14 protein-coding genes are annotated in these 15,561 nt (G+C 62.2%); 5 read left to right on the plus strand and 9 right to left on the minus strand.

Going from position 1 to position 15,561, the window contains the following annotated elements; all coding sequences use genetic code 11:
* Positions 1-72: 72 nt before the first annotated feature.
* The 6 genes from IDM28_RS12485 to pstS form a co-directional block, all read right to left on the minus strand.
* The gene (locus IDM28_RS12485) at positions 73-714 is read right to left on the minus strand and encodes a hypothetical protein (RefSeq protein ID WP_188036095.1); all 642 of its coding nucleotides are present in this window, start codon (positions 712-714) and stop codon (positions 73-75) included.
* On the minus strand, positions 711-1,412 hold the full coding sequence (locus IDM28_RS12490; RefSeq protein ID WP_101319849.1) for a hypothetical protein: 702 nt from the start codon (positions 1,410-1,412) through the stop codon (positions 711-713). The genes IDM28_RS12485 and IDM28_RS12490 overlap by 4 nt, the downstream gene beginning before the upstream one ends.
* A gap of 54 nt (positions 1,413-1,466) precedes the next feature.
* The gene (pstB, locus tag IDM28_RS12495; protein WP_217862385.1) at positions 1,467-2,228 is read right to left on the minus strand and encodes a phosphate ABC transporter ATP-binding protein PstB; all 762 of its coding nucleotides are present in this window, start codon (positions 2,226-2,228) and stop codon (positions 1,467-1,469) included.
* Between the two features lie 74 nt (positions 2,229-2,302).
* A complete protein-coding gene (gene pstA / locus IDM28_RS12500) occupies positions 2,303-3,196 on the minus strand; it encodes a phosphate ABC transporter permease PstA (protein WP_101319853.1) in 894 nt (297 codons plus the stop codon).
* Positions 3,196-4,161 carry a phosphate ABC transporter permease subunit PstC gene (gene pstC, locus IDM28_RS12505; RefSeq protein WP_101319855.1) on the minus strand — a complete coding sequence of 322 codons (966 nt, stop codon included), beginning with the start codon at positions 4,159-4,161 and terminating at the stop codon, positions 3,196-3,198. Before pstC ends, pstA begins: the two co-directional genes overlap by 1 nt.
* A 67-nt stretch (positions 4,162-4,228) precedes the next feature.
* Entirely contained in the window at positions 4,229-5,260 is a 1,032-nt protein-coding gene (gene pstS / locus IDM28_RS12510; RefSeq protein ID WP_150569102.1) for a phosphate ABC transporter substrate-binding protein PstS, read from the minus strand.
* A gap of 383 nt (positions 5,261-5,643) precedes the next feature.
* Between pstS and IDM28_RS12515 the strand changes: the two genes are divergently transcribed.
* Genes IDM28_RS12515 through IDM28_RS12525 form a run of 3 tightly spaced genes read left to right on the plus strand, consistent with a single transcriptional unit; the run spans position 5,644 to position 8,691 of the window.
* Positions 5,644-6,894: an MFS transporter gene (locus IDM28_RS12515; RefSeq protein ID WP_188036096.1), complete on the plus strand. Its 1,251-nt coding sequence runs from the start codon at positions 5,644-5,646 to the stop codon at positions 6,892-6,894.
* Between the two features lie 7 nt (positions 6,895-6,901).
* A complete protein-coding gene (locus IDM28_RS12520) occupies positions 6,902-8,155 on the plus strand; it encodes an arsenic transporter (RefSeq protein WP_188036097.1) in 1,254 nt (417 codons plus the stop codon).
* 44 nt (positions 8,156-8,199) lie between these two features.
* Positions 8,200-8,691 carry a DUF1543 domain-containing protein gene (locus IDM28_RS12525; RefSeq protein ID WP_101319863.1) on the plus strand — a complete coding sequence of 164 codons (492 nt, stop codon included), beginning with the start codon at positions 8,200-8,202 and terminating at the stop codon, positions 8,689-8,691.
* 9 nt (positions 8,692-8,700) lie between these two features.
* Here the strand turns inward: IDM28_RS12525 and IDM28_RS12530 are convergent, their stop codons facing one another.
* Both IDM28_RS12530 and IDM28_RS12535 read right to left on the minus strand, forming a co-directional pair.
* A complete protein-coding gene (locus IDM28_RS12530; protein WP_188036098.1) occupies positions 8,701-9,552 on the minus strand; it encodes a response regulator transcription factor in 852 nt (283 codons plus the stop codon).
* Positions 9,553-9,585: 33 nt separating this feature from the next.
* Complete coding sequence (locus IDM28_RS12535; protein ID WP_188036099.1) at positions 9,586-11,076, minus strand: aldehyde dehydrogenase; 1,491 nt, start codon at positions 11,074-11,076, stop codon at positions 9,586-9,588.
* A gap of 241 nt (positions 11,077-11,317) precedes the next feature.
* Between IDM28_RS12535 and IDM28_RS12540 the strand changes: the two genes are divergently transcribed.
* Both IDM28_RS12540 and IDM28_RS12545 read left to right on the plus strand, forming a co-directional pair.
* Positions 11,318-12,700, plus strand: coding sequence for an aspartate aminotransferase family protein (locus IDM28_RS12540; protein ID WP_188036100.1), 1,383 nt, complete (start codon positions 11,318-11,320; stop codon positions 12,698-12,700).
* A gap of 153 nt (positions 12,701-12,853) precedes the next feature.
* The gene (locus IDM28_RS12545; RefSeq protein WP_188036101.1) at positions 12,854-14,221 is read left to right on the plus strand and encodes an APC family permease; all 1,368 of its coding nucleotides are present in this window, start codon (positions 12,854-12,856) and stop codon (positions 14,219-14,221) included.
* A gap of 49 nt (positions 14,222-14,270) precedes the next feature.
* Here the strand turns inward: IDM28_RS12545 and IDM28_RS12550 are convergent, their stop codons facing one another.
* Positions 14,271-15,500: a benzoate/H(+) symporter BenE family transporter gene (locus tag IDM28_RS12550; RefSeq protein ID WP_188036102.1), complete on the minus strand. Its 1,230-nt coding sequence runs from the start codon at positions 15,498-15,500 to the stop codon at positions 14,271-14,273.
* Positions 15,501-15,561: the final 61 nt, after the last annotated feature.

Genomic DNA, 15,561 nt, shown 5'->3' on the forward strand with positions numbered 1-15,561 from the left:
AACCTCAGGGCCATAAGCGGGAATGACGTTCAATTATCCGACGTTGACTCAGACGAATGGATGCTGCTCGATCTACTGCCCAAGCGACTGATTTGCAGACCACTGCGGCTCCGCACTTTGGCGAGTCAGCTGGCCGTAGCGCTGCGGTTGATGCCAAGCCAGCTGCGCATGCACCTTGGCAGTGGCCTCCAGGACCTTCTGCGTCCAGTTGTCATCCTGCGGAGAGACGACCACGACGCGGAAACCGTGATCGATACCCTCAGCCCGAACTCCGTCAGAATCATCCACATGCAGATCGATGTCGAACAGGCCCGGATGCTTGGACGGTGGCCGTGACAGCCCATGCTCGGCCATCATATGCAAATGCCGGTCATTGTTGACCACGCCGTCGACGCGGATGCCATACAGCAACAGCCAGCGCTTGATATAGGCCGGGGTGCGGCCAGACGAGGTATAGATCCACACGCTGCAATTCTGCCGGCGCAGATCGCGAATCAGCTCACGAGTACCAGCGCGCAGCGGTTCACCCAGCCAGTCATGCATGAACCCTGGCAGCTTGCTGCTCTCGGCTGGGCAATTGTGGTGGTGGCAGGCCAAGGTGTCGTCGATATCAAACGAAATACGAACCTGTGGGCGGCCGAGCAGGCGCGTTGCCGCTTGCCAGCCACGAGCGATGCCGGCCTGGCACTGTTGCAGCACTGGCGAGCGGCTCATCGGTGAGTCCCCTGATAACGGCGCGCAGGCGGCGTGTTGAGGAAGAACACCGTAGCGGCCGGTGCTTTGGCCTCGAGGAAGGCGGCGTACTTCTTTTTGATCTTGGGCAATTCGTACAAGGCTTTGACACCGTGTTTGGCGGAGTTGCGGATGACCGAGGACGGGTTGAAATAACCCTCGGCGTTGTCCAGCGTCAGCACAAACGGCGGCAGCCCTTCGCGCATCAACAGGTAACTGACCAGGAGCGAGCCCGTACGGTTGTTACCTTCGATAAACAGTTGCGGCTTGCTGAGGATGCGCACATACACACCGGCTGCGCGCTTCCACACCGAATCGCTGTGGTACGAGCAGTACCAGTTGTACAAATCCTTGATGCCGCCTTCGACGTTGTTGAAGAAGTGTTCTTCAGTTGCGGCCAGGTGCTGAGCGAACTCCACCCGCCGTGCCGGGTCACTGCCACAAAGCACGGTGGCGTTGATCTCGAGCATCAGGTTCAGCTGCTGCAGGTCGAACAGGTCGATGCCGCGGGCAACATAATCGTCTACCAGGGCATAGCCTTCCAGCACATTCTGCAGCACCTCGTCGGTGAACGGATCGCGCTGCTCGGTGAAGTGCTGGCTGAGCTCGCCGAAGCGGCTCTGCACCTCCCGCAGTGCGCGCTCTATAGCGCGTAGATCAAGACGACGTGTTGCAGACATTGGCAATCCCGAGAAACAATTTAACAAAGGCGACAGCGCTGAGACTGGCTCGAATCAACTGAACTTGCCGCTGATGTAGTCATTGGTCAACTGCTCACGCGGGCTTTCGAAGATCTGCGTGGTCGGCCCCATCTCGACCAGATAACCAGTGCGTGTGCCTTGGGAAATGTCCACCGAGAAGAACGCCGTGGTATCAGCCACACGGATCGCCTGCTGCATGTTATGGGTCACCAGGGCAATGGTGTAGTCCTTCTTCAGCTCGACCATCAACTCTTCCACCCGGCGGGTTGCAATCGGGTCCAGCGCCGAGCACGGTTCATCCAGCAGCAGCACTTCGGGCTCGGTGGCAATGGCACGGGCAATGCACAGCCGTTGTTGCTGGCCACCGGACAGCGACAGGCCGCTGGCCTTTAGCTTGTCCTTGACCTCGTCCCACAGCGCAGCGCCCTGCAGCGCGTGCTTGACGCGATCGCCGAGGTCACCCTTGTAACGATTCAAACGCAGACCGAAGGCAACGTTGTCGAAGATGCTCATCGAGAACGGGTTGGGCTGCTGGAACACCATGCCGATGTAACGGCGCACTACCACCGGGTCGACGCCTTTGCCATAGACGTCCTGGCCAAGGAAGTGCACGTGGCCTTCGAAGCGGAAGCCTTTGACCAGGTCATTCATGCGGTTGAGGCTACGCAGCACAGTACTCTTGCCGCAGCCGGACGGGCCGATGAAGCCTGTGATCTTGTTCTTCTCGATCGGCACGTGGCTGTCGCGCACAGCGAGGAAGTTGCCGTAGAAAATCTTGTCCAGTTTGCAGTCCATTACCACGGGTGCCTGGCTGACAAACGGAGCGGCTTTTCGCGCAGTGGATACGTTCAATTCAGTTGCTCCTGAGTTCAGTACTTGGGCTTGCCGAAGATACGGCTGACGACATTGACTACCAGCACGATCATCACCAATACCAACGAGGCGGCCCATGCCAGTTCGAGCTGATTGTCGAAGGGCATGCCGGAGAAGTTGTAGATAAGTACGGCAAGCGATGCCGTCGGGTTCATCACGGCCAGGCTGCCGTCATGGTAGATCCAGTAGTTGCTGAACAGCGCCGTGAACAGCAGCGGTGCGGTCTCGCCGGCAGCGCGGGCAACCGCCAGCATGACGCCGGTGAGGATCGCCGGCAGGCCGGTGGGCAGGACGATCTTCCAGACCACCTGGGCGCGGGTGCAGCCCATGCCGTAGGCGGCGTCTTTCATGATCTTGGGCACCATCTTCATGGCTTCTTCAGCGGTCAGCACCACGATCGGCAGCATCAGTACCGCCAGTGCCACGCCACCGGCAGGCGCCGAGTAGGTGCCAGTGGTCATGACCACCAGCGCATAGGCAAATACCCCAGCCAGGATCGACGGCAGGCCGGTGAGCATCCGCGCAGCAAAGCGCGAGGCGTTGGCCAACTTGCTCTCAGGGCCAAGCTCGGCGAGAAACACAGCGGCGATGATGCCCACTGGCACTGCGATGGCTGCGGCGATGCCGACCATGACAAAGGTACCGGCCATGGCGTTACCGAAACCACCGCCCATTTCAAAACCGGTGGGTGGCAGCTCGGTGAACACTTCAAGATTCAGGCGAGCACCGCCACGCATGATCAGCATGTACAGCACGGAAATCAGCGGCACGCTGGCCAGAAACGCTGTGCACCAGACCAGCGTGGTCAGGCTCAAGCTGCGCAGGGCGCGCCCTTCGAACCGGCGTTGCAGACTTGGCACTGCAGCTGTTGGCGACGAGAGGTCAGTCATTATTTGTTACCCCGTTGCGCGTAGAGCATGATCATCGAGCCGAGCACGTTCACCAGCAGGGTGATGAACATCAGCACCAGTGCGGCGTACATCAGCACCTCGACCTCGTTCGGCCCGGCTTCCGGGAAGTTCAGCGCGAGCAAGGCGGCCAGGGTGTTGGCCGGGGCGAACAGCGACAGGGTGATGGTGTTGGCGTTGCCCACCAACATCGCCAAAGCCATGGTTTCACCCAGGGCGCGGCCCAGACCAAGCACCAGCGAGCCAAAGATGCCGGTTGCAGCGGCTGGCACCATCACCTTGAGGATGGCCTCCCAGTGGGTGGTACCCATGCCGTAGGCGGCCTGCTTGGTTTTCATCGGCACGCTGGTCAGGGCGTCCTGGGACACAGCGGCAATGGTCGGCAGAATCATGATGGCCAGTACCAGCGCCGCGGGCAGCAAGCCTGGGCCGCTCAGGGACGAGCCGAAAAAGGGGATCCAGCCCAGTTCGCTGTTCAGCCACGCGGTCAACGGACGGATCGCCGGGATCACCACGTAGATGCCCCACAGGCCGTAAACGACGCTGGGGATCGCGGCGAGCAGCTCGACGATGGTACGAAACACCGCTGCAAGCTTTGCAGGGAGGAAGTCCTGGGTCAGGAAAATGGCCATGCTGACGCCGAAAAAGCCTGCGATCAGCAAGGCGATCAGGGCGCTGTAAAGCGTGCCCCAAATAGCGGGAAGAATGCCGTACTTGCCTTGGTTGACATCCCAGACGGTGCCGAACAGCACGTCGAAACCGTGCTTCTCCATGCCGGGCAGTGCCTTGCGGCCGACTTCGAAAACCAGCGCAACCACCAGCGCCAGGATCAGCACCACGCCGATGCGGGCGAGCGCACGGAAGGCGCGGTCAACCAGAAAGTCCTTGGTGGACGGTGGCCGGCACGCTGAGTCGGGGTTATCCGGTATGGCAAAAGGTGTGTTCATTGGCGAGTTCCGGGACAGGGAGCAAACGCTGCGGGCTGAACGCTCAGTCCGCAGCGACCTGGCAGTGTTACTGGATGTTTGCGGAAGCTTTGCGTACTTGCTCTACAACCGACGGCGGCAGCGGGATGTAGCCCATCGAGTCAGCAATCTCCTGACCCTTGGTCAGGCTGTACTCGACCATTTCACGCATCGCCTTGGCCTTGGCCGGGTTGCCGTTGTCCTTGCGGAACAGCATCCAGGTGTAGGAAGTGATCGGGTACGACTTGGCACCGTCCGGATCCGGCAGCCAAGCGACCAGGCTTTCCGGCATTTTCACCGCAGCCAACGCTTCGGCACCGCTCTCGGCGTTTGGCACGACGTATTTGCCGGCTTTGTTTTCCAGCTGGGCGAAGTCGACCTTGGCCAGTTTGGCGAAGCCGTATTCGATGTAGCCAATGGCGCCTGGGGTCTGGCGAACAGTAGCGGTTACACCGTCGTTTTTCGGCGACTTGATGAACTTGTCAGTGGCTGGCCAGTTGACGGTGTTGCCTTCACCCAGTGCTTCTTTGAACGCAGGGTTGATTGCCGACAGGTGTTTGGTGAACACCGCGGTGGTACCGCTGGAGTCAGCACGAACAACTACGGTGATCGGCGTGGCAGGCAGCTTCAGATCCGGGTTGGCGGCAACGATCTGTGGGTCGTTCCACTGGGTGACCTTGCCGAGGAAGATGTTCGAATACACTTCACGCGACAGTTTCAGCCCCTTGGGATTGCCTGGCAGGTTGTAGGCCAGAACGATTTCGCCGGCGGTCATTGGCAGCATTTGTACGCCTTCGCCGACCTTGGCGATGTCTTCGTCTTTCATCGCCGAGTCACTGGCGGCGAAGTCGACGGTCTTGTTCAGGAAGTCCTGAACCCCTGCCCCGCTCCCCTTGGATTGGTAGTCAACGGTGACGCCAGCAGTGTTCTTGCTGAAATCCTTGAACCAGGTCAGGTAGATCGGTGCTGGGAAACTGGCGCCGGAACCGGTCAGGCGCACGTTTTCTGCGGCGAAGGTTGCCGAAGTGGCGCTAAGAGATACCGCAACGGCAAGTGCAGCAGACTTCATCAGGCGTATCATGGAAAAGCGCTCCGTGTGATGGCCCGCACACATTGCAGCACTCTTGTTACAGCTTTGTGACGGTTGAGTGGCATACGAAGTGTTTATCGCTGAAACAGGCGTTTCAGAGGTGCTGGGGTAGGCCGAGACTCGCGCCATCACGCAGACCTGTGTAGGAGCGGCCTTGTGTGGCGAAAGGCCCGCAGAGCGGGCCCGGAGATTTCGGCGGCGAAGCTGAGATCTGGGGCCGCTGCGCAGCCCTTTCGCGACACAAGGCCGCTCCTACAGGCGCTGTGGGTCTGGAACCTATTGCTCATTACACCAGTCATTCTGCTCAAGTGAGGTGTGATCTGACGGGTGTCGATAACGCTTCATCCCCACACCCCCCCTGCGAGACTCAAACCTTGGACAACCTCCGGCAAACCGACTCTCATGATCGTGCGCTCGACTGGCTGAACTTCTTTCTGGCTGATGTTCGCGATGGCCTGGGGCCGTATCTGGCGATCTATCTGCTCGCGGTGCATCAATGGCAGCCGGCAAGCATCGGCCTGGTCATGACCATCGCCGGGGTCACCGCGCTGCTGGCGCAGACACCGGCGGGTGCATTGATCGACCGCACGCCCGCCAAGCGCGCCGTGGTGGCGATTGCGGCACTGCTGGTTACCGGGAGCTGTTTGCTGCTGCCGCTGATCTCATCGTTCGGGCTGGTGGCCTTGACCCAGACCATCAGCGCGATCGCAGGCTCCGTGTTCGCCCCGGCAATTGCCGCCATTACCCTGGGTATCACCGGCCCGAAGGCTTTCACCCGACGCGTGGGGCGCAACGAAACCTTCAACCATGCCGGCAACGCCTGCTCGGCGTTGCTCGCCGGCGCCCTGGCCTACCTCTATGGACCAGTCGTGGTGTTCTACCTGATGGCCGCGCTGACGATCGCCAGCATTATCGCCGTCAAACGGGTGCCAGCAGCGGCCATCGACCACCAACTGGCCCGTGGCCTGTCCCACACGCCAACCGGCGACACTCAGCCAGCCGGACTGAGCCTGCTGCTGCACAACCGCACACTGCTGCTGTTCGCCGTGTGCTGCGCGCTTTTCCACCTGGCCAACGCAGCAATGCTGCCGCTGGTAAGCCAGAAGCTGGCCCAGGTGGACCTGCGCCTGGCCACACCGCTGACCTCGGCCTGCATTGTCGCGGCGCAACTGGTGATGGTGCCGATGGCACTGCTGGTTGGCGCCAAGGCCGAGCAGTGGGGGCGCAAGCCGTTTCTGCTGGTGGGATTCTTGATCCTGCCTCTACGAGGCGCGCTGTACGTGCTCTCGGACAATCCCTTCTGGCTGGTCGGCGTGCAGCTGCTCGACGGCATCGGCGCAGGGATCTTCGGCGCGCTGTTCCCGATCGTGGTCAAGGACCTGACCGAGGGTACCGGGCGCTTCAATGTAAGCCTCGGCGCATTGACCGCGGTGTTCAGCCTCGGCGCTGCACTAAGCCCGGGCATCGCTGGTTTGGTGGTACAGTCGGCCGGTTATGACGCAGCCTTCCTGACCCTGGCTGGCATCGCCGCTGCGGCGTTCGTGCTGGTACTGGTCGCGCTGCCGGAAACCTCCTCCCGCTCGGCCGAAGCGCCGACGGTCGTCCCTACTGTGGCAGGAAGCTGAATCCACCATGCCTGTTGTTGATACTGCGCTGATCATCTGGTTGGTGGCGGCCCTCGCCACCTGTGGCGTCATCCTGCGTCCCTGGCGTATCCCCGAATACGTCTGGGCCATGGGCGGCGCGCTGCTGCTCACCGTGCTCGGCCTGATTGCGCCACAAAAAGCCTTGGCTGCGATGGCCGAAGGGGGTGATGTATACCTGTTTCTGATCGGCATGATGGTGCTGGCCGAACTGGCGCGTCAGGAAGGCTTGTTCGATTGGCTGGCGCGCTATGCCGTAAGCCACGCCCGCGGCTCCGGGCAGCGCTTGTTCGACCTGGTGTTTCTGGTCGGCACCCTAGTCACCGTATTCCTCTCCAACGATGCCACCGCCGTGGTGTTGACCCCGGCGGTGTATGCGGCGTGCAAGGCGGCCAAGGCCGAGCCCCTGCCCTACCTGTTCATCTGCGCATTCATCGCCAACGCCGCGAGCTTCGTTCTGCCGATTTCCAACCCGGCCAACCTGGTGGTCTTCGGCAGCCAGATGCCGCCGTTGCTGGAGTGGCTGAGGCAGTTCAGCCTGCCGTCGCTGGCAGCGATCAGCCTGACCTACATAGTGCTGCGCCTGACCCAGCGTAAACAGATCATGCAGCCACTGGCCCTGACCGTTGACTCGCAGCCGCTGACTCCCGGGGCCAAGCTGTGCGCGCTGGGCATTGTCCTGACCGGGGCACTGCTGCTGACCGCCTCGGCGCTGGACACTGCGCTGGGCCTGCCAACCTTCTGCGCTGGCCTGACCACCACCGCCTTGATTCACCTGAGCCAGCGCCGCAGCCCGATGCCGGTGCTGCGCCATGTCGCGTGGGGCGTACTACCTTTGGTGGCCGGGTTGTTCGTGCTGGTCGAAGCCGTGGCCCAGACCGGCGTCATCGATCATCTGGCGCATGCCCTGGCGGCACTCGCCGAACAGTCGCCAGCGCAAGCCAGCTGGGCTGCCGGGGTCGCTGTGGCGATTGCCAGTAACCTGATGAACAACCTGCCCAGCGGGCTGATCGCAGGCTCGATGGGGCACATGGTGCAGTTGCCTGGGCAAACCACGGCGGCGCTGCTGATTGGCGTCGACCTGGGCCCCAACCTGTCGATCACCGGTTCGCTGGCGACCCTGCTGTGGCTGGTAGCCATCCGCCGTGAGGGGGAGAATGTCAGCGCCTGGCGCTTCCTGCGGCTGGGCTTGCTGGTCATGCCGCCGGCATTGGCGGCTGCGCTGTGGGCAGTGACGTTTTGAGCGGGCGCTGGCGAAAGCCGCAGCGCCCAGCACGAGGATAATTCATGCTTTACGTTGTCATGCTCGGCGGGCGCCATCCGCGCGCCAGCATCGAAGTTCACGATGTAGTCTTTGCCCAGGGCGACTCGCTCGAGCAGCTCTACCCTGAGCTACGCAATGCCTGGTTCGGCAGCCTGAAAGGGCTGCACATCGACTCCTGGCTGGAAGTGCACGGCATCGACAATTACCGCGTCGAGTTCAGCCAGGCAGCGCCGCAACCCGGCGCACTGCGCTTGTTCTTCCTCAATCTGGGCGGTTACGAGCGGCAGGTATTCGGCGAAGCGCACCGTTATCTGCTGGTGGCTGCCAGGGACAAAGCCGAGGCCAAGCAGTTGGGTAAACGGCGCATGGCCGCTGGCTGGTTGAAGCCGCATACCGACGCAATACTCGACGTTGATGATTGCCTGCCGATCGACCTGTTGGCTGGGCGCTATGTGCATCTGGTCGAGGGCGAGCATCAGGGCATTCGCCAGCGCAGCGACTACATCCTTATCTAAGCCACCCGCTCAGGGCCGGCGGCGCAGATAGCTTTCCAGCGGGTCTTTGCTCAACCCTTCCTGCGCCTGCGCGACCGAGGCGATAAACAGCGAGAACAGCTCGGACTGCTTGCCGATGTCGAGCTTGGCGTACAAGTGTTTGCGATGGGTCTTGACCGTGTCCTCGCTGATACCCAGTCGCTTTGCCAATGAGCGTATCGAGTGCCCACGCAGCATGTACTGCGCGACCAGGCATTCGCGCTCGGTCAGCAACGACGAGCCAAACTTCACCAACGCTGCATTGATCTGCCGCCCCAGCGCACTCTCGAAACGCCCGCCAAGCATGTGCGCATCCAGGTCGCCCCAATGCCGACGCACCACCGCCAACACCCACGGTGCGATGCGCTTGAGTTCGGCAACTTGCTGCCTGCTCAATCGCGAGGTGCTGGCCAGCGCAACGGCGATGGTCAGCTTCGGCCCGAGTGGCACCAGGTAATTGATCTCTTCCTCCAGCCGCGCATGCTGATAGAACGACAGGAAGTACTCACTGCGTTTGAAGTGGTCCGGCGCGACATCGCTGAGGCGATAGCAGCCGGGCGCAATGCCCTCCAGGCTCGCGCGGTAGAACGGGCACAGCAGATAGAAGCCTTCCAGATACTTGCGCACGTTGCCCTCAGGCATCCACGGCCCCTCATCGTCGCGCTCGAACAGCGTCGACGGCAGGCCTTCATGGGGAAACAGAAACACCGTGATGGCATTGGCCGGCGCCAGCAGGTTCAACGCCGAATACAGCGACTCGACAAAGGCCGAGGTGCCGATGCAATCGGTCACCTGTGCCATGTGCTGAAACCACTGTTCGGATCCAAGCCGGTCTGTACTCATCACGGGCGTCTCGTGTGCGCCTTGGGCCAGCGCTTAACGCAGCTGGAACCAGGTGGTTTTCAGGTGGGTGTACTTGTCGAATGAATGCAGCGACAGGTCACGGCCAAAGCCGGACTGCTTGCCGCCACCGAACGGCACGCTGACATCCAGCGCGTCCATGGTGTTGACCGACACCGTACCAGCCTTCAGCGCCTTGGCAACCCGGTGCGCGCGGTTGAGGTCGTCGCTCCACACCGAGGCCGCCAGGCCGTAGACACTGTCATTGGCCAGCGCTACCGCCTGCGCCTCATCGTCAAAGGCGGTGACGGCCAGCACCGGGCCGAAAATCTCTTCACGGACCAGCTTGCTGCCCGGTTTTACCTCGGTAAATACAGTGGGCTGGATAAAGTTGGATGAGCCATTGAACGTCAGTTGCTCGCCTCCGCAACGCAACTGCGCGCCCTCCTCCTGCGCTTGCCCGATAGCACGCATGATCCGCGCGGTTTGCTCGCTGTCGACAATGGCCCCGGCGGCACTCGCCGGGTTGAGCGGATCACCCGGCAGCCACGCCTGCGCCTTGGCCATCACCCGCTCGACGAACTCGTCGTGGATAGCTCGCTGCACGTACAACCGTGAATTGGCCGAGCACACTTCGCCTTGATTGAAGAAGATCCCGAACGCAGCTTTTTCAGCTGCCAGATCGAGATTCTGGCAGTCGGCAAACACCAGATTCGGGCTTTTGCCACCGCACTCCAGCCAAACCTGCTTGAGGTTGGACTGGGCCGAGTACTGCATGAAGTACTTGCCCACCTGAGTCGAGCCGGTGAACACCAGGCAATCGACATCCGGGTGCAGCCCCAAGGCTTTGCCGGCTCTCTCGCCGAGGCCCGGGACAACGTTGAGTACCCCTTCTGGAATGCCCGCTTCCAAAGCCAACTGGCCCAGGCGCAAGGCGGAAAACGGCGACTGCTCGGCAGGCTTCAACACCACGCTGTTCCCGGCAGCCAGTGCCGGCGCGAGCTTCCAGGCCGCCATGTCCAGGGGGAAGTTCCACGGCACCACCGCAGCGATCACGCCCAGTGGCTCGCGGGTGATGGTGGCCAGCGTGTTGGCAGCCGTCGGCGCGACCTGATCGTAGAGTTTGTCCAGCGCCTCGCCATACCAGGCAAACACCCCGGCTGCGCCCGGCACATCAATGTTGTAGGCGTCCATCACCGGCTTGCCCATGTTCAGCGAGTCGAGCAAGGCCAACTCCTCACGGTGCACCAGCAGCAGCTCGGCCAGTTTCAGCAGGATCTTCTTGCGCTCACCTGGCGCCATGCGTGCCCACGGCCCCTGGTCGAAGGCCTGGCGCGCAGAACGCACTGCCAGGTCCACTTCACGCTCACCGCAGGCTGCAACCTGCGCCAACACCTGATTGGTTGCGGGGTTGATAGCGGTAAAAGTCGCACCTGTAGACGACTGCACCGCCCGGCCGCCGATGAGCGCGGTGTCGATGAAGGTTTGGCGCTGGGCCTGCTGTTGCCAGTGGTTGAGGTCGAACACGCTGCACTCCTCTTGCGACCGTTTGCCGGTCCGTTGTTATTGACTGGAGACAATCGTGCGCCACTCGCGGCGGCAGGCAAATTCGCAAAAATGTGGTCCGGACCCATGAAAAAGCTCTGCAGCCACACCTGTTCGCAGCTCACCCCAAAGGGTGATTTCGGTGGTTTTCGAGGTGTGGGAGCATTTCCGGGACTTCAGTTGCATCCGCCCTGCGCGACTCCCAAAAAAGAGAACAAACGTCATGAACGCACCCTTCATCCCGCAACGAAACACCCAGGACTATCAAAAGGCCGACGCGGCCCACCACATCCATGCGTTTCTCGATCAAAAGGCCCTCAACGCCGAAGGGCCGCGGGTGATGGTCCGCGGCGAGCGTTTGAATTTGTGGGACAACGACGGCAACCGTTATCTGGATGGCATGTCCGGCTTGTGGTGCACGCAACTGGGCTACGGCCGCAAGGACCTGACCAGCGCCGCTGCCGCGCAGATGGATCAGTTGGCGTACTACAACATGTTCTTCCACACCACTCACCCGGCGGTAATCGAGCTGTCCGAACTGCTCTTCAGCCTGCTGCCGGGCCATTACAGCCACGCGATCTACACCAACTCCGGCTCCGAGGCCAACGAGGTGCTGATCCGCACCGTGCGCCGTTACTGGCAGGTGCTGGGCAAGCCGCAGAAGAAGGTCATGATCGGCCGCTGGAACGGTTACCACGGCTCGACCCTGGCCGCCACCGCACTGGGCGGGATGAAGTTCATGCATGAGATGGGCGGGATGATCCCCGACATCGCCCACATCGACGAGCCGTACTGGTTCGCCAACGGCGGCGAGCTGACCCCCGCCGAATTCGGCCGACGCTGCGCGCTGCAGCTTGAAGAAAAGATCCTCGAACTGGGTGCGGACAACGTCGCTGGTTTCATCGCCGAGCCGTTCCAGGGCGCCGGCGGCATGATCTTTCCGCCTGAAAGCTACTGGCCCGAGATCCAGCGCATCTGCCGCCAGTACGACGTGCTGCTGTGCGCCGATGAGGTGATCGGCGGCTTTGGCCGTACCGGCGAATGGTTCGCCCACCAGCACTTCGGCTTCGAGCCCGACACCATGTCCATCGCCAAGGGCCTGACCAGCGGCTATATCCCCATGGGCGGGCTGGTGTTGAGCAAGCGCATCGCCGAGGCGCTGGTCGAGCGCGGCGGTGTATTTGCCCACGGCCTGACTTACTCCGGCCACCCCGTTGCGGCGGCAGTGGCGGTGGCCAACCTCAAGGCCTTGCGTGACGAAGGCATCGTGCGCCAGGTCAAGGACGACACCGGTCCTTATCTGCAGCAACTCCTGCACGAGGCGTTTGCTGATCACCCGCTTATTGGCGAGATTCAGGGCACCGGTCTGCTGGCGGCGTTGCAGTTCGCCGAGGACAAACCAACCCGCAAACGCTTCGCCAATGAAAACGACCTGGCCTGGCAGTGCCGCACCTATGGCTTTGAGGAAGGCGTGATCATCCGCTCGACGCTGGGCCGCATGATCATGGCCCCGGCGCTGATCGCCAGCCGCAGCGAGCTTGATGAGCTGGTCGAAAAAACCCGCCTGGCCGTCGACCGCACCGCGCGCAGCATCGGCCGCCTCTGACCCGAGCGCAACGCCCAGCCCGATCAGGCTGGGCGCCTGGCGTGCAGCGCGCCCGCATCAGCGCTGCGCCCCCTTCTCGACACGGCTTCATTAACGGTAGCGAGTACACCTCGGCTACTGCAGCGTCCTGTATTCGCCTTCCAGGAGTTCGCAATGACTATAACAACAAGCTCAGCCGACACTCACTGTGCGCAAGCCCCGGCGTCTCGCCGCTTTCGCCAATCCATGGGCCTGCCCGCGCTGGTGCTGTTCGGCCTGGCCTACATGGTCCCGCTGGCCGTGTTCACCACCTATGGCCTGGTCACCCAGATGACCAAAGGGCACTTGCCCACGGCCTATCTGCTGACCCTCGGCGCGATGCTGCTGACCGCCTACAGCTACGGCCGCATGGTCCAGGCCCATCCCTATTCTGGCTCGGTGTACAGCTACACCCGTAAAGCCTTCGGCAGCTACTTCGGCTTCATCGCCGGCTGGACCTTGCTGCTCGACTACATCTTCCTGCCGCTGCTCAGCTACCTGCTGATCGGCATCTACATGTCCGAGTACTTCCCGGCGGTGCCGGCCTGGGTCTGGGTGCTCGGCTCGATCAGCCTGGTGACCTTTCTCAACCTGATCGGCATCGAGTCGATCACTCGGGTCAACTGGATTCTGGTGGTGATGCAGTTGGTGTTCATCGTGGTCTTCGTGGCGCTGTCGGTCAGCAGCCTGAGTGGCCAGGGCGAGCCAGTGTCGCTGCTCAAGCCGTTCTACCACGACGGTTTCAGTGTGCCGCTGGTGATGACCGGCGCGGCCGTGCTGTGCCTGTCATTCCTCGGCTTCGATGCGGTTTCAACCATGGCTGAGGAAACCAGCAACCCGCAGTACCGCATCCCGCTGGCGATCATGGTGGTGTCGCTGGTCGGCGGCCTGCTGTTCTTGCTGGTGTCGTATTTTGCCCAGCAAGTGTTCCCCGACTGGGCCAGCTTTGCCGACCCCGACTCTGCCTCGGTGGATGTCATGCGCCGGGTCGGCGGCGAGCTGCTGGTCAGCGCCTTCACTGCCACCTATGTCGCCGGCTGCTTTGCCTCGGCGATGGTGTCCCAGGCCAGCGTGTCGCGGGTGCTGTTTGCCATGGGCCGCGATGGCGCGCTGCCGCGGGTGTTCGGCCGGTTGCGGACGAAAAAGCGGGTGCCGGCCAGCGCTATCATGCTGGTCAGTGTGATGTCTCTGCTGGCACTGGTGCTGACCTTGGACACGGTGGCCAACATGATCAGCTTCGGCGCGCTGTTTGCCTTCTCGGCGGTGAACCTGGCGGTGGTCAAGCACTACCTGGTCGACCAGCAACAGCGCGGACCGCGCAATTACCTGCTGTTCGGGGTCATTCCGGCATTGGGTTTTCTCAGTACCTTGTGGCTGTGGAGCAGCCTGTCGAGCATGTCATTCGCGATCGGCTTGAGCTGGATGGGGTTGGGCTTGCTGTGCCTGCTTGGGCTGACTCGGGCGTTCCAGGTCAAGCTGCCGGAGTTGCAGCTGGCTGAGTGACCAACGAACAGCGCGGCAGCGCTGTCCAGGTCGGCCTACGGCAAAGCCGTCAGCGAGTGACCGCAGCCTTGCTCCCCACGGCGCGCCCCCCGGTGGTGTTGAACCCATTGAGCAGCGCATGCGCAGCAAGACCAATCAGCAAGCCCCAGAACGCACCGCCAATACCCAGCAAGGTAATGTTGGCGGCAGCGGCCAGAAAGGTGATCAACGCCGCTTCGCGGGTTTTCGCATCGGCGGTAGCGCTGGCCAGGCTGGCGCCGATGGTGCCCAGCAAGGCCAGCCCGGCCAGGGTGGCGATGAAGCTTGCCGGCAAGGCCATGAACAGCGCCGCCAGGGTCGCCCCGAACACCCCTACCAACACATACAGCAAGCCAGCGGCGATGCCGGCGATCCAGCGCTTGGACGGCTGTTCGTGGGCTTCCTTGCCGGTGCAGATGGCCGCGGTGATCGCTGCCAGGTTGAACGCATGCGAGCCGAACGGCGCCATCAACAGCGAACCCAGCCCGGTCACCGTCACGATGGGACTGGCGCTGGTGTCGTAGCCATCGTTGCGCAACACCAGCATGCCCGGCATGTACTGCCCGGTCAGGGTGATCAAAAACAGCGGCAAAGCCACACTCAGCAGCGCATTGAGCGAGAACTGCGGCACGGTGAACACCGGCTCGGTCAGTTGCCAGTGCAGGCCGGACAGGTCAAGCCGGCCCTGCACCAGCAAAAAGCTCAACCCCAGCAGCAGAATGCCGGCCACCGCATAGCGCGCAGTGAAGCGCTTGAGCAGCAGGTAGCAGGCAATCAGCAGCCCGGCCAGCAGCGGATCGATGCTGACGCTGCTGAACGCACCAATGCCAAACTGCAGCAGAATCCCGGCCAGCAGCCCTGCTGCTACCCCGGGTGGAATCAGTGCAATGACCTTGTCGAACCAGCCGGAACAGCCCAGCAGCACGAAGGCCGTGGCACAGACCATGTAGGCGCCTACCGCTTCGGCATAAGGCGTAGTTGCCAGCGCGACGACCAGAAACGCCGCAGCCGGCGTCGACCAGGCGGTGATGATCGGTGCGCGATAGCGCCAGCTCAGGTACATCCCGGTAACGCCCACGCCAATGGACACCGACCAGACCCACGAGGCCGTCAGCTCAGGGCTCAGGCCGGCCACCTTGGCCGCCTGGAACACTAGGATGAAGGTGCCGCCATAGTTGACGATGACCGATACCAGACCGGCAATGATCGGGTGCAGCAGGTCGCTCGGGCGCAGTGACGAGCGAGAGGCATTGAGTGACATGGTGAACAGCTCCAGGCAGTGGCGAGGCGCAGAGTCTACGGATAGACTGGCCTGCCGCTTC

Origin of the sequence: Pseudomonas sp. EZ-C24 (assembly GCF_014525325.1) — a bacterium.
Lineage (GTDB): Bacteria > Pseudomonadota > Gammaproteobacteria > Pseudomonadales > Pseudomonadaceae > Aquipseudomonas > Aquipseudomonas shirazensis.